The following is a 22,107-nucleotide window of genomic DNA, read 5'->3' as shown; positions in this document are numbered from 1 at the left end:
TTCTACTTGTAGCGTAATTTTTTCACTGATGAAGAATAGTTAAGCTACACTGTATTTGATTGAGCAAATAATGCTCTTCCGAAATCAAATTGGTGGGTTCTATGGATAGCAAAACAAATCAAAATTCAACGAAAACGGATGAGTCAGTACCAGTGGGGGTACAGACTAGCGAAGTTAAGGACGCCGCATCTCGTTTCTCTAGAAGACGATTCTTACGTTCTGCGGCGATCGCATCGCCAATAATACTGTCTGTAAAAAGCCCAACAGCGTGGGGTAATACAGGGCTTTATCGTGAGCAGTGTAGTCTTACTGTATTTCTGTCCGGTAACCCATCAAATCCTTCGGAGATAGGGTGTGAATCTAGAGATATCACGTATTGGCAGAATGTTTTTTCTGGTGGTAATAAGCTTGTTGAAGATGAACTGGCTAAACGGGGCATAACTGCAAATACGCTATTTTTTCAAATATTTCCTCTTACTGCTTTTCAGAGCTGGAGAAAAGGGGACTTCTTCGATCAGAACGGGGATTCGTGGTCTTACAGGATTAACCAACTCAGTGATAACCCAACTCTGTTGCAAGCCTTACAGAATACGGATTTCAACCTATCGTTGGACTTTGATAAGAATCTAGACGATGCCAGAGAAAGTCAGATGGTGAACCTCACTGAAAATGTGCCTAATTTTCATGCGATTATGGTTGCAGCGTATCTGAATGGCTTGTTCCATCCGACCCCACTTGCTTACCTCGGAGACGAACAATATGTGTTAGGTAGGTTTGCAGTAACATTGCAAGATAGTGCAGATGCTTGTCTCGCTGGCTTAACACGTACTGGTAGTGCAGCCCGTATGATGTTCCGTTTTGGTTCGGTCGCCTATTCAGAGCCAATGAAGGCATTGAGTGATGATCTTAATACTTGGGACGATTGGGATGTGTGATGAGTAATCCTTTGGAAGCTGTTAGGCATCCTTTCGAAGATATTAAGATAGAAGATATTAAAATAAATGAAGCCTTTACTCTGAATGAATGCACATTCTGTAAGGGTGATAGAGTCGTTGTTTTTAGTCCGATTACTGCAGAGACCTTACTATGTGAAAAGACGATACTTGATACTTTAGGGGCACTAATCGATTGCAACAGATATCAATCTATCGAAGAAGTTCGTGAACTCACCCCTCATTTCTTTAATGAAATTTTGTCTAAACTGATCTCAATGAGGATTGTTTTGCTCAATAAGTAAAGGATTAGGTATTTGATTTTTTCTACAACTAAAAAGTACCTGTTACAGGTCGGTAAGTTTACGTTTGAAATTGAGTCAGATGTCTCCTCTTTAGGAGACTATCTTTTTAATCACTACGACAAAAACTTGATAACCAGTACTGAAGACGTGTTTGTCGATTATCAAATATCGGTTAAACACAGCAGTTGGCACAGACGTTTTTTCAAGCCTCAAGTAGAGTTTCGATACTGTAATCTTTCCCCATTTAAACCTCTTCCGTTATCGCAGGCGCACGCCCTGTTAGAGTGGGGAATGAATTGGGTTCTTTCTACTCAGGCGCATCAATATTTGCTGATCCATTCCGCTTCGTTAGAAAAAAATGGTAAAGGCATTATTATTGCCGCGCCTTCTGGGTCGGGTAAAAGTACGCTTTGCGCATATCTAGTTTCTCAAGGTTGGCGTTTGTTGTCTGACGAACTCGCAATGATTGACCCGGAAACCCTACAAATGCATGGGTTATCTCGCCCTATCAGTTTAAAAAATCAATCGATAGATGTAATCAAACCGTATTTTGATGATTCTCACTTTAGTAGAATTGCTGTGGATACGCATAAAGGGACAATCTGTCTGCTTAAGCCTCCTCTTTCTAGCATTGAGCAAGCGAGTACGCCGGTAGCCCCTAAGCTGATAGTCTTTGTTAATTACAATCAAAATGAAAAACTCTTTATTGAGACTGTTCAGAGCCCAATTGCTTTAACGGAAGTAATCCAGAACAGTTTTAATTTTGGTTTGCTGAATATGAAAGGCTTTCAATGCGCGAAACGTCTGGTTACAGAGTGCGACACAGTATATGTTGAGTACAGCGATTTAAAAGCGTGTGAGCAGGCATTAAGTGGGTATCTGAGTGAAGAGGACTACTGTGATAAAGCTAGTTGATGTATTAGTTAAACCAGAAAAGTTATTGGAGGTTCCCCCTTCAGCTCTTTCGGACATCGTTTCTGAAGCCCGATATTTCAACATGTTGGCTCAATTAAAGTATCTTTGTGAAAGCAAAGGATACTGGTCTTCGTTGCCGAAAAAATTCACATCACATTTATCTTCCGCGTCACTGTTTTATGAAAATCAAAGAAGAAAGCTGGAAATTGAAGCTGAAGAGATAACCAAAGTCCTTACACCTTTGAATGTGCAATGGATGTATTTAAAGGGCGGCGCTTACCATCTGAATGGCATGACTGGTTTTTCAGGCCGTATGATGAGTGATATCGACATTTTGGTAGAAGAGTCGGCAATAAGCCGAGTCGAAGCTGCGTTTAAGGACAATAGTTGGGTCTCCGCAAAAATCAGTAACTATGACGAAAAATTTTATCGCAGTTGGTCACAAGAAATTCCACCGTTGAGGCATCTTTACCGCCAGGTTGAACTGGACGTGCATTTCAATATTTTGCCCAAAACTCTTAAAGAAACCGTCGATGGAAAATACTTGTTTGAGCAAGCAGTTCCGATGGACTCAAGACCCTTTCAAAAAGTGTTAAAACCTCATGCGATGCTCATCCATAGTGCTATTCACCTGTTTTATGAAAGTGAATATCACAAGGGTCTGAGAGATCTTTATGATATATGGATTCTGATCGAAAATTATTCTGCGCAAGAGAACTTCTGGGACGACTTAATCGATCTGCAAAGTAAGATTGGTAATGAAGAATCGATATACTTGGCGCTTCGCTACAGTAAGATGGTCTATAACGCTTCCATCCCTTCCACAGTACTTGAGCACTACGACCGCTACAAGCCTAATAAATTCTATCTCTCTATTTTAGATTTTTGCTTTTTAAACGTTTTCACGTCTATGTATCCACCACACAAAAAGCTTGGCCACAGTTTTTCTGAAGGCGTGCTTTACCTGAGAGGGCATTTAAAAAGAATGCCGCTAAGGCTGCTCATCCCACACTTGACTAAGAAGTCGATAGATAAATTGAAAATTCAGGAAGAAGAAGTACGGGATATCATCTGAGGTAACTCTTATTCTTTCGTGTGGTCTTCAATTTTACAGTGTGATTAAGTGAACAATGGCCTGGTCTGAACTAGCCTAATTAGCAGAAACCAAGCACGTATTATTACGTTTTTTGCCAGTCCTTGAGGGAAACATAATGAGAATCTTACCTTTGGCATTAGCTTTAAGTTCGATCAGTTGTACATCCGTTGCTACAAGTCCAACAAAACCTTTCGCTGATACCATTTATGTTGGTGGCTATATCGTAACCGTGAACGACTCTGCCCCAAGCGCTGAGGCTTTAGCGATTAAGAATGGTCGTATATTGGCGGTTGGTAAAGAATCAGAGCTCATGGCATTACGAGATGACAGTACAAAGATTGTTGATTTAGATGGCAGGACGATGATCCCCGGTTTTATCGATGGCCACGGGCATGTTTTTAATACTGGTGTTCAGGCTCTGTCGGCGAATTTACTCGCAGCTCCTGACGGCAACGTGGACAGCATTGCTTCGTTACAAGAAGAACTAAGAACTTGGGTTGCGAAGCCTGAAAACAGCAAGCACGGAATCATTCTGGGGTTTGGTTATGACGACTCTCAGTTAAAAGAGCAACGACATCCTACGCGACAGGAGCTGGATGAAGTATCAAAAGATCTTCCTGTTCTTATCATTCATCAATCAGGTCATTTAGCAACGCTGAACTCTAAAGCGTTAGAGTTGGCTGGTTTCACGACAGAGAGCATTGATCCTGACGGTGGTAAAATCCGTCGTGAGAGTGACGGAAAAACTCCGAATGGAGTACTGGAAGAAACCGCTTTCTTCGGAACCTTGCTGCCGTTATTTGCAAAACTCAACGCAAAAGAAAATGAAGTGATATTCAAAGCAGGTATGGAGCTTTATGCGAGCTTTGGTTATACGACGGCTCAGGAAGGCAGGGCTTCTACGTCCGCAGTAAAAACCATGTATGACTTAGCTCAGCGGGAAAAGCTACCTATCGACGTCGCTGCTTATCCGGATATCCAGGTCGCTCAGGAGGTCATCGCTCCGCCGTATTACTCAAGTGAGTATTCTAACGGATTTCGTGTCGCGGGAGCGAAGCTCAATCTTGATGGTTCGCCTCAAGGCAAGACGGCATGGCTGACTGAGCCTTACCTCGTTCCCCCTGTTGGTCAGGAGAAGGGCTATAAGGGTTATCCAAGCATGAGTGATGAGAAGGCGGCTGAACTTATTGAACTAGCACAGCGTAATGGCTGGCAGTTGCTGACGCACGTTAATGGTGACGCGGCTATCGATCAGCTGTTGAATGGGGTTGAAGCGAGTGAAGCAAAACATGGTATACCTGACAGAGGTTTTATCGCAATTCATGCCCAGACCGCCCGTAAAGATCAAGTTGAGAGATTTAAGCGCTTAGGTGTGTTCCCTTCGTTTTTCCCAATGCACACTTTTTACTGGGGTGACTGGCACATGAATTCTGTTTTAGGCAAAGTACGTGCAGAGAATATCTCACCGACCGGATGGGCGCGAGATCTGGGAATGATCTACACCTCTCATCATGACTCTCCGGTTGCTTTACCTAACTCAATGCGCGTTTACTCAGCAACAGTGAACCGTGTCAGCCGTACGGGCCACGTATTGGGGCCAAAACAGCGTGTGTCCGCGCTTGACGGACTAAAAGCACAAACATTATGGGCGGCGACTCAATACAAAGAAGAGAAAAGCAAAGGCTCTCTGGAAGTAGGAAAACTGGCCGACCTTGTCATTTTGTCTGAAAACCCATTAACGGTAAAACCTGAAACATTGGCCGATATCAAAGTGCTAGAAACGATAAAAAAAAGGTCAGACGGTGTACTCAAGTGATCAACAAGTGGCGGCTGATAGTTGTATAAGCTCTGCACGTTGTCAGGCAATCGCTACTACTGCGATGATTTCTGCGGGACTATTGCATCATTCCCACTGAGTTTAATTCCGATATGAGTTATAAGCATTTAGATAGGAAGCCACCGCGCTTCCTATCTTTATATCAGCTCTCTACAAACAAGTATGATCTATGAGAGTGGCTTTCTTAGCCCTATCCGACTATGGCCTTTAGGGAAGCTCTCCAAGCGAGTAAATTCCTCAAAACCGAGTCGCTGGTAAAAAGCCGGAGCTTGCCAACTTTGTGTCCAAAGCCATAAGCCTGATAAAGCTTGGGCTTTTGCATACTCCTCTGCTTGGAGCATCAACTGTTTCCCCATACCTGTACCCCGGCAGCTTTCATCGACCCAGAGTTCATCGATATAAAGCCAGTCCCAAAGTAAATCAGCGGTGAGCGCTGCGATGAGATTGCCTTGCTCATTTTGTACTGTCCAGTTCAAACGTTCTTTATGGAAAGGCGGTGCGGATTGCATCTCGCTATGGGTTTCGAAGCCCGCTGTTAATTCTTTTTGCTGCTGAGAGGGCAGGTCCCTTAGTAAAATTAATCTGTGGCATTGTTCATCTTTACTATCTGGCCATTTCAGATATCTACTGTAGTGCAAATTGTGCCAGGAAATAAGTGTTATCTTAAAGTTTGGTTGTAGAAGATGCAGGGAAACAAATGAAGTGAGCGGGTAGCAGTGCTTGCTAAGGATTTAGAATGACACAAGTCAGCACTTTGCGTGCTGACTTTAGACTCAGAAAGCTTCTTGTTAATGAGCGGAGGCTTGATTCAGACTGGCAGCTTCCATGAGTGAAGAGACATTAAATTTCTTAAGTACTCGTTGCTTATATGTACTGACGGTCTTGTCACTTAACGACAGGATGTTGGCAATTTTCTTATTGTTGTAGCCTTTCATTAAGTAATCGAGGACGACCTGTTCTCTCATTGACAACGTAATGCTATCTGAGACGAAGTTGTTCTTGAAAACACGGTAGCCTTTAGACGCTGAAATTAATGCATCAATAACAACCTGGCTATCTTCATCTTTACTCAGGCAACCGTGCGCACCGATTTGTGAAGCCAGTTTTGAGTAATGGTTATTATCCTGCGCAGTCAAAAATACAATTGCACCTTGGTAATCTCGTCTGAATACAGATTTAGCCAGTTGGAGGCCATTACAATCTTGCAGTACGACATCCATAACGATGAGGTCGATAGTATGGTTTCGTAATGCAGATAGAACTTCAGCCTGTGTGCGAGCAAAGATGATTTCGTTAACATCCATTCTCTGTGTAATCGCAGCGCTTAGTCCTTCTCGATAAATTGGCTGAGTATCGGCAATTAGAATTGTTAGTTGTTTTGACATAGTTCGAGCCTTTTCATAGTTGAATGACCCATTCCCTGGAAGTACTGTCTGACATCACATTCTGACATTGATTGAATTATAGCCAGATTGAATGCAGGGGATATGAAAACGAGATTTTCTAAAAACGAAAATGACTTCTGATTATGTCTTATCTGACAGTGGGGTTAGCTGGCGTAAACTAGGAGGTTGTACAACCGATTACCAATCTTATGGGTTACTTTGATGCCATAATTAAATGTTATTACAAAGCCTGACTATTAGATTTACTGAATTGCTCTACGTAGCTGCCAGAACTATTAAACCTATCTCTGTGTTGTACGAAAATGGAGCAAATTCTGCACCTTGAAAGTGCATTTAATAACAGTGAATGCGCTCTAAATAGGTCTTTTCTTTTACTCTGTTCTGGTAATCCAGTGGGGTCACATTCACCAATTTCTTAAACTCGCGCAGAAAGTGTGGCTGGTCGCTGAAGCCCAGATCTGTGGCCAGATCAGAAAATGTGAGATTGTTGCTGTGATTGATATCGTAAACTGCTGATTGGCATCGTATTGCGCGACTAAACCCTTTCGGTGACAAGCCGATGTCATTCTTGAACATTCGCTGCAAAGTCCTGCTGGTGTATCCTGAAAACCGTTCTAATTCCTGAACTTGAATATTCCCTTTATGCTGACAAATTTTGGCGACGATCTGTCGTGTCACGTTAGCCGAACTGCGTTGGCTTTTAGTGGTAAGAACGTTGAGAAACTGGCTTACTGCCTCTACTTGTTTCGAAAAGTCTTTTGCTTCTAAAACGTAATCAATGAGTTGACTTGAGCAAGGCATAACATCTTGTAAATTGTACTCTTTGTTCGTTAATTCACCCGCCGATGCGTGTAAAAAATCCGGCTTTACACCCGGATTAAACCTCACGCCAAAGTAGCGATGGCTACGTTCGAATATGACCGAAGATGCCTCTAACCTTGTACCGCAGACCAAAGCGCCGGATGTATCGGCATCACAGTCAAAGACGATATCAATACAGCCATCCGGAATCGCAGTCGTCGGGGATTCAGAGTTCCCGGCTTTAAAGCTGTAGAAGTGAGATACTTCGGGATTGGTGGTTGATAGCCGAGTAAGGAACTGCTCTGAGCTCAAGACAAACCAAGGTTGTTTTGAGTGTATACCTGAAATATTGAACATCATTGATGAAGCCACCATTCACCTCTCCTCACTGCTCCGCGATAAGCCGCAAAAGTAAGCAAGTAAAGCAAGCAAGGTGCCATATTTTTCTATGAAGCCGCTTGTCCCTCAATGTCGCAAAAATTCAATACGTCGCGAAATTTGCCCAATAGTATCGAAAGCAATGGGTCAGGACGGAAATATCCCGAACTCATTTTTTAGGTAATGCATGAAGCAGCAAACAACAAACTATACGGATATAGGTGGCGTTATGTCAGACAGCACTAAAATTAATTTTATCTACCTTTCAGAACAGGACATGATTAAAGCGGGCGTTACGGATATGCCTGCGTGTGTCGACACAATGGAGGAGATGTTTTCGCTGCTCCATAAAGGTGACTACCGAATGGCAGGTGCGAACAACGATTCGCACGGCGCGATGGTCACTTTTCCCGATGAGTCTCCTTTCCCTGACATGCCGAAACCGACCGCAGACCGCCGTCTAATGGCGATGCCTGCATACCTTGGCGGTGATTTCCAGACGTGTGGAGTGAAGTGGTATGGCTCGAACATTGCCAACCGTGAGAAAGGTCTTCCCCGCTCGATTCTGATGTTTATCCTGAATGATATTGAGACCAGTGCACCACTGGCGTACATGTCGGCTAACCTGCTTTCTGCATACCGCACTGGTGCTGTACCGGGAGTCGGAGCACGCTACCTCGCTAGAAATGACGCAAAAGTGATTGGTTTACTTGGCCCTGGTGTTATGGGCAAAACCACTGTTGCAGCGTTCATCGCGGCCTGTCCTCAGGTCGACACCATCAAAATCAAAGGTCGTGGCAAAAAGAGCTTAGACAGCTTTATGACATGGCTAGCGGCTTCTTACCCTCAAATCACCAATGTACAGATTGTGAATACCGTAGAAGAGGCGGTTCGTGGTTCTGATCTGGTGACTTATTGCAACTCCGGTGAAACCGGTGACCCATCCACTTATCCGGAAGTGAAACGCGAATGGGTAAAACCGGGTGCGTTTCTTGCGATGCCTGCCAGCTGTCGTCTCGATGAAGGGATGGAAAAATCGGATGTTCGTAAAGTTATGGATAACAAAGGGTTATATCAGGCGTGGTTTGAGGAAGTACCGAAACCTACACACAACATCATTCCTCTGGTGGGGATGCGTTTTATGGACATGATCGATGCGGGAGAGATGTCTGCCAACGAACTGGAAGATCTGGGCGATATTGTCGCGGGTGCTACACCGGGACGTAAAAATGATGAAGAAATTATTGTGATGTCAGTGGGCGGAATGCCGGTTGAAGACGTGGCGTGGGCGACCAAAATTTACCGCAATGCTATTGAGAAAGGCATCGGCGTATCGCTGAACTTATGGGATGAACCAGTACTCAGCTAAATCGAAAGACATACCAAAAAAGGAATATGAGTGATGGCAAAAATCATCAAGGTAAAAACCGGGTCCCGATTCGAAGAGATTGCAAGTTACTCGCGCGTCGTAACCGTAGATAACTGGATATTTGTATCTAACACTGCGGGTCGGGATCCGGAAACCAACGAAATGCCGGAAGATGTTTTCGAGCAAACTGATCAGGTCTTTAAGAATATCGAGCGCGCACTTGCTGCGGTGGATTCCAGCTTAGCGGATGTAGTGACTTCTAAGGTGTTTATCCAAAATCCGGAGGACGTCAGTGCAGTAATGGAACACATTGGCAGTAAGTTCAGAGGCATTGATCCGACGACCACCGTCACCTGCCCTCCACTCGGTTCCAGTATTTACAAAGTTGAGCTGGAAGTAACGGCATACCGGGGCGCCTCTGGTAGCGAAACCGAACTGCGAGTTATCGGTTAGCAAGGCAGATTCTTATCATATGAAAAGGATGTAGACATGATAAAAACACTCGAATTCGTAGAAACCCCAAACGACCTTCCGGCAACAACCAGTGTTGTTATTATCGGTGGCGGTATTGTCGGAGTTAATGCGGCGCTTACCCTGGCAGAGAGAAACATTCCTGTTGTAGTGATTGAAAAGGGTTTTGTCGGCGCAGAGCAATCTTCGCGTAATCTGGGTTGGATTCGTAAAACCAATCGCCACGCGGATGATGTTCCTTTAGCAATCGCTTCTGACCAGCTATGGGCAGGTATGCCAGAAAGAATCAACCGTGATGTGGATTACAAGCAAAGCGGCATTATGTTCCTGGCTGATAGCGAAAAGCAGATGGGCGCTTATGAATCGTGGCTTGAATCGGTTAAGTCGCTATCTCTGGACTCCAAACTTTTGAGTGCTGAAGACATCAAAGCGATGGTGCCCGGCGGTGAAGGCAAATGGCTGGGCGGAATCTATACCGCCTCGGATGGCAGAGCTGAACCTTCCATCGCCACCAGTGCGATGGCGAAAGCGGCCATCGAGAAAGGAGCGGTAATTATCCAGAACTGTGCTGTACGTAACTTGTCTTTGTCTGGCGGAAAGGTCAGCGGGGTGCTCACGGAGAAAGGTGAGATTCGATGTGAGCAAGTGCTGCTAGCTGGTGGTGCATGGTCCAGAGCCTTTTTGAGTAACCACGGCGTGTCGCTGCCTTCTTTACCTTTGGTTTGTTCCGTGATGCGCTCCAAGCCGATGGACGGCCCGACAGATATTGCGGTTGCGGGGCCGAATTTTTCATTTCGTAAACACCTGGATGGTGGCTTTGTCATCATGCAGCGCGGAGCGATTGAAGCGCGGCTTACGCTCGACCACTTTCTCATCGGCCACCGTTATTTAGGTCAGCTAAAACAACAACGCGATGCGTTGCGTATTTCAGTCGGGCGACATTTTATTGAAGAAATGAAAGCCTCAAAACGCTGGTCACGCAATAAATCTTCAATGTTCGAAGAGATTCGCGTGATGAACCCGGAGCATAACGCGGGATTAAATCAGGAAGCGCTTACCAATCTGCGAAAGGCCTGGCCAGATTTTCAGCGCGCTGAAATCGCAGAAGAGTGGGGAGGGCTGATTGATATCACGCCGGATTCCAAGCCAGTAATCGATCACCTTGATGCAATACCCGGACTGACGATTGCGACTGGATTTTCCGGACATGGGTTTGGTACTGGGCCAGCGGCAGGGATGTTAGCTGCTGATCTGATTAGTGGCACAACACCGCTAGTCAATCCCGACCCATATCGTTTCAAACGATTGTAGCTTTACCAATCTAAATAAGTATTTTGATTTAAGTAATCTAAGGAATAGGGTTATGAACGAATTAGTCAGAAGTAACAAAATTCATATAGCTGAAGGATCAGCAACGAAGAATCAAAAGTTAAAAATTGGTCTCGGAACAATGATGGCGATCTGTATTGGTCTGGTTATTGTTCAGGGGGCGATGATTTCCGCGACACAGGGCATCGGCTTGGGTGGGATGGCATTTATCGCCGCAATGTTTACCGCTTTTATTTTGGCGCAGTTTAATGCGATGAGTTTTGCAGAACTCTCGCTAATGTTTCCTCAGGAAGGATCGCTTGCTACTTACACGCAAAAAGCAATCGGCCACTTTCCGGCGATTGTCGCTGTGTTCGCTGGTTATGTCGTGGTGTCTGTGCTGGCGCTGCCGGTTGAGTTGTTCTTAGTCGATGCGATGCTAAGTGAGTTATTGCCGGGTGTGCTTCCAGAGAAAGTGGTGCCTCTAGGTATCCTTGTTTTGCTTAGTGTAACGAACATGGTGGGCGCGGATGTCTTTGCCCGTGTTCAGAACCTGCTGGCGTTCATTTTGGTTGCAGCGCTTATTCTGGTTGGCCTTTGTGCGATAACCGGATTAAGTGAACCACATCCTGAATTGTCGGGTGCCACGGTAGACTGGAGCTTCGGTGGTGTGATTGATGGCAGTTTTGTTGGCTTAGTCGCGTTGGCAATGTGGCTGATGGTTGGTGTTGAGTTTATCTGCCCGATGATCAAAGAGGTGAAAAATCCGGTTAAGAATATCCCCCGTTCTATGCATCTCTCTTTAATTTTGATATTCGCGATTTTTCTGGCTTTTGCTTATGGTGCCAGCTTATACCTTAACGTGGATACTTTAGTCGGGTCGCCAATTCCTTATCTCGATTACATCAATGCTGTCTTCGGCCAGGCAGGGTTAGTCATTGCGACTGTGATGGCGCTGGCGGCAACTTGCAGCACGGTGAATACTATTTTAGCCTCTATCCCGAGAATGCTGCATGGTATGGCGATGCAAGATCAGGTCTTCCCTCAGTTTAAGGCACTAAACCGTTTTGACGCACCTTGGGTAGGAATTGTTGTGATGGCTGGCTGTACTTCAGTACCGTTCTTGTTCCTCGATATTGACTCACTGATTGTGTTAGTGATTGCGGCAACAACAAGTTGGCTGCTGGCGTACATGGTGGCACATATTAATGTCATCGTTTTACGTAAACGTATGCCGGAGCACAAGCGTCCTTATAAAACGCCTTTCTATCCTGTACCACAAATCCTTGGGATTATCGGGATGGGTTATGTTGCACTGAATAACTCTCCTTCACCAGAGATGACATCACTCGTCTATACCATTACAGGCGGTATTTTAGCGCTCGTGATTGCCATCGGCGCGGTTTGGGTCAAGTTCTATATGAAGCGTAATCTGTTCGAACCAGATATGGATTAGTGGGTAAATTTGTAAAGCAAAAAGCTCCCGTTGTCGGGAGCTTTTTGTGTTTAACCTGTAAAGATGTTTAACCAAACATGCGTTGGCTGCCTTCCTCAAACTCATTGATAACAATGGTCTCTGCACGTTTGAAGAAGTTAAAATCTGTAGCTGTTGCGCTGGTGTAAGCGCCCATCATTCGTCCGATGATCAGGTCACCGTTTTCCAGTTTTGGCAACATCACGTTTTCTGCGATCACATCAATGCTGTCGCAGGTTGGGCCAGACAACACGCTAGGTAAGTACTCACCTTCGTGCTTTAGCGTCACCAACGGGTACTGCGCATCATCGAACATCAAACCGCTGAACGAGCCGTAGATACCATCATCCAGGTAGTACCACATCTGACCGTCGCGCTCTGCTTGACCCATTACCGATGCAACACTGGTAACAGACTCCGCAACAATAAAGCGGCCTGGTTCCGCAATGATGTGAACCGTTTCTGGTAGCTCGTTTAATGCTTCATTAATCGGTACGCAGAACTCTGCGATTGGCATCACCTGCTCAGAGTAGGACACTGGGAAACCACCACCGATATCGAGGGTGCTTAATGCTGGTAAACCACGTTCTACGACCTCATCCATCACTTGTTTGCAGGTACGGATTGCATCAACGTATTTTTGTGGGTTCATGGTTTGTGAACCGACATGGAATGACAAGCCTTTAATACGAATATTCCATTCTTTCGCTGTTTCAATGATGTTCAGCGCTTGCTCTGGCATGCAACCGAACTTCTTAGACAGATCTGCGAAAGCTTCAGAGTTACGGAAGCTCAGGCGAACAAGCAGTTCTACCTGTTCGCTGTACGCTTTGAATTTTTCTAATTCGTTCAGGTTATCAACCACAAATACGTGGCAGCCGTAGGCCAGTGCATCACGAATATCACGGTCACGTTTGATAGGGTGAGTGTGAATCGTGCGCTCTGCTGGTACACCTTGCTGTTTCACTAAGTCTACTTCACCAGAAGTCGCTAGATCGAAACTTGCACCTTCTTCCAGCAGAGTTTTGACTACTGTCGGGTGTGGCAGCGGCTTAAGAGCAAAGTGCAGAGTGACATTCGGTAGTGCTTGGCTTAGTGCTCTGTAATTTTGACGAATGATATCGCAGTCAAGCATCAGTAATGGCGCGCCAAATTGCTCAACAGAAGTTTGGATAAGATCGACAGTCTCCGCAGGTAGAGCCGGAGAAGAAAAAGATTGAAAACCTAGTACAGACGCAGATTGAGCCATAGCAAACCTCCAAAGTTAAGTAGACACTTTTCACGTGCATTGTGATGAAAAGTGGAGCGTCAATAAAAGCGGGGTTACCGCCGTCAAAGAAACTCTTGGATAGTTGCTCTATCGCCTTGCCACAAAACTGCTGTGATGTACTCGGATTGGCTATCATCAAGAAGCAGCGCGATATTAAGGTCATAAGTTTTCATGCGCAATAAAAAATGCCGCAAATAAAGTAGAATTTTTTTATCGTCAGGATAGCTATTTGTTATTAATCATTACTCTATGATTTCTAAGAATTTATTGATGATTTGGTTGTGTTTTAATCCACTTCTTGTCACGAGCGAGATATCAGAACTGAACTGAAATGTATCGGGGAACAGCGGACGCATTTGACCTTTGTTACACCAGTAGTCGGCGTAGTGTTGCGGCAGAAATCCGATGTAAGTCCCTGTTAATATGAGGAAAGTAATACCTTCATGATCGGACGCTGTTGCCGTACATTTGAGCTTTTGATAAAGGTCGGTGACTTCGGGAGACATTCTGTGCCGTGTGATGACGGAATTGGTCTGTTTGAGGCTCTCTGTATCATGATCGCCTTCACCGAAAAATGGGTGTTCATTGCTGCAATACAGGTAGTAACTTTCGTTATATAGAGTCCGGTAATCGAAGTTGTTACTTTGGTTATTGGCAGGGAAAGCACCGACGTGAAAGCGCCCATCGATCAAGCCTTTTTCTATATCCGCTGGTGTCGACATCGTGATGTTGATATTAATTTTCTCACTCATCTGGCGAATATGTTTTAGCGCCTGGGTGATTTTCATGTGTGGCTGAGTGACTAAATTATTGACCAGGGCGATATTAAGCTCACCTCTCAGCTCATTATTGATTTGGTTCACGTCATTTCGAAACTGCTCAACCGAAGCAAGCAAAATATCGGCAGATTCTAATACTGCTTCACCTTCGTCGGTTAGGGTGATGCCGCCTCGGCCTCGGTGGCAAAGCTTCATGTTTAATCGCTTCTCAAGATCACTCATTTGCAAGGATATCGCCGATTTAGTAATACCGAGAACGGGCTCTGTCGCGGTATAGCTGCCGCACTCGACAACGGTTTTAAACAAGCGGATCAGTTTGATATCAAAGTCGGTGATCTGATTAATGACGCTTCGTTTTTTATTGTTGAGATTTTTCATAACTATCGTAAAGTAAATTTATAATCTACTTAACATACTCATGTGCTAAAAATAAGTCTAGGGTCAACAGCCCCTAATCACTACAAGGACAGTATAGCGATGAGTAACTACAAATTTGCACAAGACGGAATCGATACAGATTCTTGCGCTCATTGGATGGCATTCACTTCCAATCGCAGCTTTCATCAAAACCCTCGCATCATCACTCAGGCTCAAGGCTCGTGGCTGAAAGATTCCAATGGTCGTGATATCTACGATTCACTGTCTGGATTATGGACATGCGGTGCCGGACATGGCCGTCAGGAGATCCAAAAAGCGGTTGCTGAACAGTTGGGCACTCTGGATTACTCTCCGGCATTTCAGTTTGGCCATGAGCTTTCGTTTAAGCTAGCGGAGAGAATAGTCGAGAAGATGCCAGAAGGTCTCGATCATGTACTGTATACCGGCTCTGGCTCTGAATGTGCCGACACTTCACTCAAGCTGGCTAGAGCTTATTGGCGTGTGAAGGGTAAAGCGTCGAAGACCAAATTAATTGGTCGCGCACGTGGTTATCATGGCGTTAACTTTGGTGGCACCAGTCTGGGCGGCATTGGCGGAAACAGAAAAACGTTCGGCCAGTTAGTCGATGCTGATCATATCCCGCATACGCTGCAACCTGAATTAGCCTTCACCAGAGGCTGTGCGGAAACCGGTGGTGTGGAACTTGCGAATGAGTTTTTGAAACTCATTGAACTGCATGACGCATCAAATATCGCGGCGATTATTGTAGAGCCAATGTCAGGTTCCGCGGGCGTGATTGTGCCACCAAAAGGTTACCTGCAGCGTCTGCGTGAAATATGTAATCAGCATGACATCCTACTGATCTTTGATGAAGTGATTACGGCGTACGGACGTATGGGATGCTGGAGTGGGGCTGAGTACTTCGGGGTGACTCCGGATATTATGAATACTGCTAAGCAGCTCACCAACGGTGCCATTCCGATGGGCGCGGTGATCACGTCCCATGAAATCTACCAGGCGTTTATGGAGCAGGATTTACCGCCGCATATGATCGAGTTTGCCCATGGCTATACTTACTCCGCGCATCCGGTTGCGTGTGCCGCAGGTTTAGCGACATTGGATCTGTTAGAAAAAGATGCATTAATTCAGCAATCGAGTGAACTCGCGCCTGTCTTCGAAGACAAGCTGCATGCGATTCAGGGTGCAAACCATGTTATCGATATCCGAAACTGCGGCTTAGCTGGCGCCATTCAGATCGCCCCGCGAGACAATGATCCAACCATTCGACCGTTCGAATGTACATTATCTCTTTGGGAAAAAGGATTTTATGTTCGCTCAGGTGGCGACACGATTCAGTTTGGTCCGACTTTTAATGCTAAAGCCGATGATCTTGAGCGTCTATTTGACGCGGTTTACGAAACATTGAATCAACTAAATTAAGTATTAGAAATTAAGAATTAACAAAAGGAAATTAAAGCATGGACGTTATTTCACATTTTATTGCCGGCGATAAATTCTCACATTCTGGTTCAACTATTGATGTTTACAATCCAGCCACAGGTGCGGCAGTTCGTCAGGTTGAGATGGGAACCGCGGAAACCGTTAATCAGGCAGTAGAAGCGGCCAAGCGAGCATACCCGGCGTGGAGCAAGACGCCGCCGCTGAAAAGAGCACGCATCATGTTTGCGTTCAAAGATCTCCTGGAAGAGAACCAGGAACAAATCGCGCGCTTGATCAGTGAAGAGCATGGCAAGACGATAGAAGATTCACTGGGTGAGCTTCAGCGCGGTATTGAGAATGTGGAATACGCATGTGGCGCGCCGGAACTGCTAAAGGGCGAGTACACCCGAGGCACAGGCCCTGGTATTAATGCATGGAGTGATCACAAACCAGTCGGTATCGTTGCCGGTATTACGCCATTTAACTTCCCGGCGATGGTGCCGCTCTGGATGTACCCGCTGGCGATTGTTTGCGGTAACTGCTTTATTCTTAAACCGTCTGAGAAGGTACCGGCGTCAACGCTGTTTATCGTTGAACTGTTACATAAAGCAGGCCTGCCAAGTGGCGTGTTAAATCTGGTAAATGGTGGAAAAGAGGTCGTCGACGCATTAATTGAAGCACCAGAAGTGAAAGCGATGAGCTTTGTTGGCTCAACACCTGTGGCCGAATACATTTACTCAGAAGGCACCAAGCGTGGTAAACGAGTTCAGGCACTTGGCGGCGCGAAGAACCACGCGATTATCATGCCGGATGCTGAAGTATCAAGCACAGTTAACTCACTTATGGGAGCGGCGTTTGGCTCGTGCGGCGAGCGTTGCATGGCGATTTCTGTTGCCGTGTGTGTGGGTGATGAGGTCGCAGATAATCTGGTTAAAGAACTGACTCCGCTGATTCAGGAGCTGCGAGTCGGTGCCTATACGCAAGACTCTGTTGATATGGGACCTGTGATTGCTAAAGAGCATCTGGAAAAAATCGCAGGTTATATCGCAAGCGGTGTTGAAGCAGGCGCAGAGTTAGTCGTCGATGGTAGAGGTCTTTCGGTTCCTGACTTTTCAAGCGGTTACTTCATTGGTGGCAGTCTATTCGACAAAGTGACACCTGAGATGAAGATCTACACGGATGAAATCTTTGGCCCGGTACTGTGTGTTGTACGTGTAAACACGCTTGAAGAAGGGATTCAGCTGATTAACGAACATGAGTTCGGTAACGGGACTTGTATCTTTACCCGCGATGGTGAAACGGCAGAGATCTTCTGCGATGAAGTGGAAGCGGGCATGGTAGGTGTAAACGTACCGTTACCTGTGCCAGTGGCTTACCACAGCTTCGGTGGCTGGAAGCGTTCACTGTTCGGCGATCTGCATGCATATGGTCCAGACGGTGTGCGTTTTTACACGCGCCGTAAATCGATCACGCAGAAATGGCCGAAACCGCAAACTAACGAAGGTGCGCAATTTGCTTTCCCAAGCAGCAAGTAACGTTCACTTTCTCGGTTAAGTATGCCTTCCCCCGGCTCTGAGGCTGGGGGAAGGTTATTTAATTGCATAATTTATCTTTAGAACAAGTTCATGCTTTTTGACAGAGCGTTCCAGCGTTTTACTCGCTGTTGGCTGTCAGGGCTTTTAGCGGCCACACTGTGTACCAGCATGTTCGCTGCCATCACGATTCCCCACGTCGATTCCAGAAACAAATCCGCTTTAGATTTAGTGTGACATATGTGCGAGGTATACTCTTCTGCCCAGTAGCAGAACTCATCAGTGATGATGACTATTTGAATATTACGCTTTCTGGCTTCATCACAAAGTCGTCTGCTTTCGACTGCATAGGGCACAATATCCAGCAGGATAAGCACATCGTAACCTTTCTGATTGGCGGGTTGTGTTTCCATTCCCAGCCATTCTGCCAGCATTCCGTCGTGAGCAGAGAGATACTGGACGTTATCACGTGCGAAAGAAAGACGTCGCGTTACATCTTCGGCAGTACCCCGAATGGACTGAAATCCGGTCACATAGACTTTTCGAGCTGCGCTGACACAACCGACGATCCCATCCCACGTACCTGTACCAAATTGTTCGTAAAGACGCATCAAAGCCTGCATATCGTTCTTCATGTGCTCCTGATAGAGGCTATCAAGCGGAGCATTCGTGTCCGTTTTGTAGTTTTGTCCTAGCTGCTCTCGTTTCACCTCTTCTTTTAAAGAGGCTATTCCGTGGTATCCGGCACGTTTCAGAAATCGGCTTACAGTAATCTGACTGACCGCTGCTTTTTCCGCAATAGAAGTTCCGGTTTCGAAACTGATCTGTTCGAGATTGAGCAAAATATATTGCGCCACCCTTGCTTCTGAAACAGAAAGTTTGGGGATCAAAGACTTAAGTTTTTGTGCTGTAGCGGAACTGATCATTACGTCCGACGGATTCGTGAATGTATTCACCATAACACCTCCTTGTGTTTGGCTGCACCACTGTGGTGATTGTTGCGAAAATGTTGCACCAAGACAGTGCCTAACGTTAGAAGATTTGCCCTGATTTTCTGGTTTGTTTTAAAGAATGATATTTAACACCCTGTTTATACGGGGTTAATTATTATGTTAGATGATTAACATATCCTGATATTGAAATAAACATGCCAATATAAAAGAATTGTTATTGAGATCGGAAAGATGATGATTCTGTGAATTCGAAACGTTTTAAACAGCTTGCTTTAAACACATGGAAGGTGGATACATGAAGGCATTAAATGTTAAGAGTTACCCCCACTTAGTTAGTAAAAAAACAGCACTTACTTTAATCACAATGATGGGGCTGGGACTGTCTCAGCAAGCCGTTTCTGCGGAAACTCTTAAGCTTTACAACTGGGGGGATTATATCAACCCAGCGGTTCTGGATGAATTTACCAAGCAAACCGGAATTGAAGTCGGCATCGATACTTACACTTCTAACGAAGAAATGTTAGCGAAACTGCAGGCTGGCGCGACAGGATACGACATCGTCTTTCCGTCGGTACATATGCAGGACATCATGGCGCATCTTAACCTTCTGGAGAAAACCGACATTAACCAGTATCCGGGATTCTCACATATCGAGACCAGTTTCTTAAACGCCAAATCAGACCCTAAAGGTGAATACTGTCTGCCGTACGCGTGGGGTACAGTCGGTATCCTTTACAACAAGAAGCACGTGAGTTCGATTGACTCCTGGGAGGAGTTCTTCAATTTGCCTAAAGAGGGCAAGAAGATCGCTATGCTGGACGACATGCGTGAAGTGATCGGTGTCGGTTTGATTGAACACGGTAAGAGTGTGAACTCGACAGACCGTGATGATCTGAAAAAAGCGCAAGAGTTCATCATCAAACAAAAACCTTACGTCTCTTCTTTTACCTATGACAGTGCGCCGCTGGTGCAGTCGGGTGACATTGCAGCTGCTCAATGGTATGTCGGCGCAATGCTGTATGTGTTCCAGACACCAGATGAGCTTGGTTACGTGATCCCTAAAGAGGGCGCGACCATGTACCAGGAAAACATGTGTGTGCTTAAGTCAGCGCCAAACAAGAGCAATGCGAAAAAGTTCTTAGAGTTTTTCACTCAGCCTGAAATCGCTGCGTTGAATACCAAACAGCAGATGAATGGTTCAGTCAACAAAGATGCGGTTGCCCTTCTTCCTGAGTACATTCGCGATAACCCAAGCATTAACCCGTCGGCTGAAGTTCGTTCAAAACTGCAACTCTTTGCTGAATTAGGTAAAGACATCAAGTTGTATGACCGTGTTTGGACCAAGATCCGTACTCATTAATTGATCAAAAATACGGGCTTATAACTTAATCTTCAATGAGCTTAAGGTCCGTATTCAACAATATTGAATGGTGATTTAGATGCCAGATTCACTATCCGAAGAATACATTCGCATACGCCGTGGTTTTCGTCAGTTTACCACTCCGGAAGGTAGTGTGATTAAAGCGCTTGATGGGGTTGATATTTCCATCGCCAAAAAAGAGTTCATTACCTTGTTAGGGCCATCAGGATGCGGCAAGACTACACTTCTTAAAATCATCGCGGGGTTTGAAAGCCTAGATAAAGGCGATGTGTTAATTGATAACGAGTCTATCGTTGCTTTGCCTGCCCATAAGCGTCCTGTTAATACCGTTTTTCAGTCTTACGCTCTGTTTCCGCATATGACCATCGAAGACAACGTCGGCTACGGACTGGATGTCGCGAAAGTGAACAAGGCCGAGCGCAACCAGCGCGTAAAAGAAGCGTTAGAAATGGTTGGCCTTAGTGGTACTGAAAAGCGGATTCCTTCTCAGCTTTCTGGTGGTCAGCAGCAACGTGTTGCTCTGGCGCGCGCCATTATCAACCGACCTAAGCTTTTGTTGCTCGATGAGCCTCTGTCTGCACTGGATAAGAACCTGCGCCTGAAGATGCAGCTGGAGCTGAAGCGTTTACAAACAGAGCTCGGTATCTGCTTTGTTTTCGTGACACACGATCAAGAAGAAGCGTTAACCATGTCAGACCGTATTGTCGTGCTTAATGGCGGTAAGGTTCAGCAGATGGGGACGCCGGATGAGATTTACCATACCCCTAAAAATAAGTTTGTCGCGACTTTCATCGGCGAAAGTAACTTGTTTAATGGCAGGGTAATACTGGTGGAAAATCACGTTGCGGTTATTGATTGCGATGGAATAAAAGTATTCTGCGAAGCGGGTAACTACCGTGTTGGTGACAGCATTGAACTCTTACTGAGGCCAGAGCAGTTTTCTCTGAAATCAGCTGTTGAACAAGGGTTAACGCATGGAGTTGATATGACCATCGAAGAGATCGTGTTCGTCGGTGCCGATTATCAGTTGCATGGTAAGCTAGCTAACGGCCAGTCTGTTACAGCCTTGGCTCGTCGCAGTGATGGCAGTTTTCATGTCGGTGATACTGTGACTATGTATTATCAGGTCAACGCCCCTCATGTGATTAGTATCGAAAGGAACTCTGAGCGGGAGGTTGCATGAAACCATCCTCAAAGACGCTTTCCAGAGAGCAGGTATCCCTGCTAGTAATGCTATCCCCGACATCGCTGTTTTTGGGCGTGTTCTTTTTAATTCCGTTAATGATCATGCTGACTTACAGCTTTTTGGAACCGGGACTATATGGTGGAGTAGAGTGGAGTTTCTACCACTGGAACTACGGGCGTATTCTGGGCTGGGCTGACGGTTTTTATGAAGAGTTCGATATTGTTTATTTGGAGATTTTATTCCGTTCAATCGGCTTGGCTGCCGCAACGGTTATCTGCTCTTTAGTGGTCTGCTACCCGGTCGCGTTTTGGATCAGTCGTTTATCACCTAAGATGAAGTCACTGTTTATCTTACTGATAACCCTTCCTTTCTTTTCCAGCATGATTGTTCGCCTGTACGCATGGATTCTGATTCTGCGCGATTCCGGTTTTGCTAATCAGTTTTTAGAGTGGACAGGGGTCATCTCGGAACCTCTGAGCATTATGTACTCAGGTACTGCCGTGATCATCGGCATGGTGTACATTTTTGTTCCGTTTATGTTCCTGCCGATTTACTCAAGCGTGGAGAAACTAGACACTCGGCTTATTCAGGCTTCTGAAGATCTCGGAGCTACGCCTTTTACTACTTTCCGTCGAGTGATATTCCCAATGACACTACCCGGCATTATGGCTGGCAGTGTCTTAGTGTTCATCCCGAGTTTGGGCAACTTTGTGATTCCGGAGCTTTTCGGCGGAGCCAAGGTTCTGATGATTGGCAACATGGTTGAGCAGCAATTCCTCTACGCGAGAAATTGGCCTTTTGGTGCTGCGTTATCAATGATCATCACACTGTTCATGTTGGTGTTATTGAGTGTGTTTTTCTACCGAATCAATCGCTCTCCAGCAAACCAGTAACGG

The 22,107-nt window shown here is 45.5% G+C and carries 18 protein-coding genes and 2 pseudogenes; 14 read left to right on the top strand and 6 right to left on the bottom strand.

Annotation, left to right across the window (positions count from 1 at the left end; all coding sequences use genetic code 11):
- Positions 1-101: 101 nt before the first annotated feature.
- From KHN79_RS21240 to KHN79_RS21220, 5 genes and pseudogenes are all read left to right on the top strand, one after another.
- Positions 102-935 (top strand): hypothetical protein, encoded by an 834-nt coding sequence (locus KHN79_RS21240; protein ID WP_182011135.1) that lies wholly within the window; start codon positions 102-104, stop codon positions 933-935.
- The gene (locus KHN79_RS21235) at positions 935-1,237 is read left to right on the top strand and encodes a hypothetical protein (RefSeq protein WP_182011136.1); all 303 of its coding nucleotides are present in this window, start codon (positions 935-937) and stop codon (positions 1,235-1,237) included. Before KHN79_RS21240 ends, KHN79_RS21235 begins: the two co-directional genes overlap by 1 nt.
- A 12-nt stretch (positions 1,238-1,249) precedes the next feature.
- Positions 1,250-2,152: an HprK-related kinase A gene (locus tag KHN79_RS21230; protein ID WP_182011137.1), complete on the top strand. Its 903-nt coding sequence runs from the start codon at positions 1,250-1,252 to the stop codon at positions 2,150-2,152.
- Entirely contained in the window at positions 2,136-3,227 is a 1,092-nt protein-coding gene (locus KHN79_RS21225) for a nucleotidyltransferase family protein (protein ID WP_182011138.1), read from the top strand. The genes KHN79_RS21230 and KHN79_RS21225 overlap by 17 nt, the downstream gene beginning before the upstream one ends.
- Positions 3,228-3,363: 136 nt before the next feature.
- Positions 3,364-5,164 (top strand): annotated as a pseudogene (locus tag KHN79_RS21220) (amidohydrolase).
- A gap of 88 nt (positions 5,165-5,252) precedes the next feature.
- On the opposite strand, the pseudogene KHN79_RS21215 reads toward KHN79_RS21220, so the two are convergent.
- The 3 genes and pseudogenes from KHN79_RS21215 to KHN79_RS21205 all read right to left on the bottom strand — a co-directional run bounded on the left by KHN79_RS21215 (position 5,253) and on the right by KHN79_RS21205 (position 7,667).
- Positions 5,253-5,676: pseudogene (locus KHN79_RS21215) on the bottom strand (GNAT family N-acetyltransferase).
- Between the two features lie 197 nt (positions 5,677-5,873).
- Positions 5,874-6,470, bottom strand: a complete 597-nt coding sequence (locus KHN79_RS21210) for a response regulator transcription factor (RefSeq protein ID WP_182011140.1) — start codon at positions 6,468-6,470, stop codon at positions 5,874-5,876.
- 354 nt (positions 6,471-6,824) lie between these two features.
- Positions 6,825-7,667, bottom strand: a complete 843-nt coding sequence (locus KHN79_RS21205; protein WP_182011141.1) for an AraC family transcriptional regulator — start codon at positions 7,665-7,667, stop codon at positions 6,825-6,827.
- 232 nt (positions 7,668-7,899) lie between these two features.
- Between KHN79_RS21205 and KHN79_RS21200 the strand changes: the two genes are divergently transcribed.
- Genes KHN79_RS21200 through KHN79_RS21185 form a run of 4 tightly spaced genes read left to right on the top strand, consistent with a single transcriptional unit; the run spans position 7,900 to position 12,274 of the window.
- Positions 7,900-9,039 carry a tyramine oxidase subunit B gene (locus tag KHN79_RS21200; protein WP_182011142.1) on the top strand — a complete coding sequence of 380 codons (1,140 nt, stop codon included), beginning with the start codon at positions 7,900-7,902 and terminating at the stop codon, positions 9,037-9,039.
- Between the two features lie 33 nt (positions 9,040-9,072).
- The gene (locus KHN79_RS21195) at positions 9,073-9,492 is read left to right on the top strand and encodes a RidA family protein (RefSeq protein ID WP_182011143.1); all 420 of its coding nucleotides are present in this window, start codon (positions 9,073-9,075) and stop codon (positions 9,490-9,492) included.
- A 36-nt stretch (positions 9,493-9,528) separates the two neighbouring features.
- Positions 9,529-10,821 carry an FAD-binding oxidoreductase gene (locus tag KHN79_RS21190; RefSeq protein WP_182011144.1) on the top strand — a complete coding sequence of 431 codons (1,293 nt, stop codon included), beginning with the start codon at positions 9,529-9,531 and terminating at the stop codon, positions 10,819-10,821.
- A gap of 52 nt (positions 10,822-10,873) precedes the next feature.
- Positions 10,874-12,274 carry an APC family permease gene (locus KHN79_RS21185; protein ID WP_182011145.1) on the top strand — a complete coding sequence of 467 codons (1,401 nt, stop codon included), beginning with the start codon at positions 10,874-10,876 and terminating at the stop codon, positions 12,272-12,274.
- Between the two features lie 67 nt (positions 12,275-12,341).
- On the opposite strand, the gene KHN79_RS21180 is transcribed toward KHN79_RS21185, so the two are convergent.
- Both KHN79_RS21180 and KHN79_RS21175 read right to left on the bottom strand, forming a co-directional pair.
- Positions 12,342-13,541: a type III PLP-dependent enzyme gene (locus tag KHN79_RS21180; protein ID WP_182011146.1), complete on the bottom strand. Its 1,200-nt coding sequence runs from the start codon at positions 13,539-13,541 to the stop codon at positions 12,342-12,344.
- A 263-nt stretch (positions 13,542-13,804) separates the two neighbouring features.
- Positions 13,805-14,719: a LysR family transcriptional regulator gene (locus tag KHN79_RS21175; protein ID WP_182011147.1), complete on the bottom strand. Its 915-nt coding sequence runs from the start codon at positions 14,717-14,719 to the stop codon at positions 13,805-13,807.
- 99 nt (positions 14,720-14,818) lie between these two features.
- Between KHN79_RS21175 and KHN79_RS21170 the strand changes: the two genes are divergently transcribed.
- Together KHN79_RS21170 and KHN79_RS21165 are read left to right on the top strand one after the other, a co-directional pair.
- Entirely contained in the window at positions 14,819-16,159 is a 1,341-nt protein-coding gene (locus KHN79_RS21170; RefSeq protein WP_182011148.1) for an aspartate aminotransferase family protein, read from the top strand.
- A gap of 38 nt (positions 16,160-16,197) precedes the next feature.
- Positions 16,198-17,694, top strand: a complete 1,497-nt coding sequence (locus tag KHN79_RS21165) for a CoA-acylating methylmalonate-semialdehyde dehydrogenase (protein ID WP_182011149.1) — start codon at positions 16,198-16,200, stop codon at positions 17,692-17,694.
- Positions 17,695-17,771: 77 nt separating this feature from the next.
- Here KHN79_RS21165 and KHN79_RS21160 read toward each other — a convergent pair whose 3' ends face one another.
- The gene (locus KHN79_RS21160; RefSeq protein WP_182011150.1) at positions 17,772-18,650 is read right to left on the bottom strand and encodes a MurR/RpiR family transcriptional regulator; all 879 of its coding nucleotides are present in this window, start codon (positions 18,648-18,650) and stop codon (positions 17,772-17,774) included.
- A gap of 289 nt (positions 18,651-18,939) precedes the next feature.
- On the opposite strand from KHN79_RS21160, the gene KHN79_RS21155 reads away from it, so the two are divergent.
- The 3 genes from KHN79_RS21155 to KHN79_RS21145 all read left to right on the top strand — a co-directional run bounded on the left by KHN79_RS21155 (position 18,940) and on the right by KHN79_RS21145 (position 22,104).
- The gene (locus tag KHN79_RS21155; RefSeq protein WP_211907290.1) at positions 18,940-20,004 is read left to right on the top strand and encodes a spermidine/putrescine ABC transporter substrate-binding protein; all 1,065 of its coding nucleotides are present in this window, start codon (positions 18,940-18,942) and stop codon (positions 20,002-20,004) included.
- A gap of 79 nt (positions 20,005-20,083) precedes the next feature.
- Positions 20,084-21,208 carry an ABC transporter ATP-binding protein gene (locus KHN79_RS21150; RefSeq protein ID WP_182011151.1) on the top strand — a complete coding sequence of 375 codons (1,125 nt, stop codon included), beginning with the start codon at positions 20,084-20,086 and terminating at the stop codon, positions 21,206-21,208.
- Positions 21,205-22,104 (top strand): ABC transporter permease, encoded by a 900-nt coding sequence (locus tag KHN79_RS21145; RefSeq protein WP_182011152.1) that lies wholly within the window; start codon positions 21,205-21,207, stop codon positions 22,102-22,104. The genes KHN79_RS21150 and KHN79_RS21145 overlap by 4 nt, the downstream gene beginning before the upstream one ends.
- Positions 22,105-22,107: the final 3 nt, after the last annotated feature.

The organism is Vibrio sp. B1FLJ16, assembly GCF_905175385.1.
Lineage (GTDB): Bacteria > Pseudomonadota > Gammaproteobacteria > Enterobacterales > Vibrionaceae > Vibrio.
The sequence above is the reverse complement of the archived record's forward strand: the minus strand, read 5'-3'. Positions and strand labels throughout refer to the sequence as shown.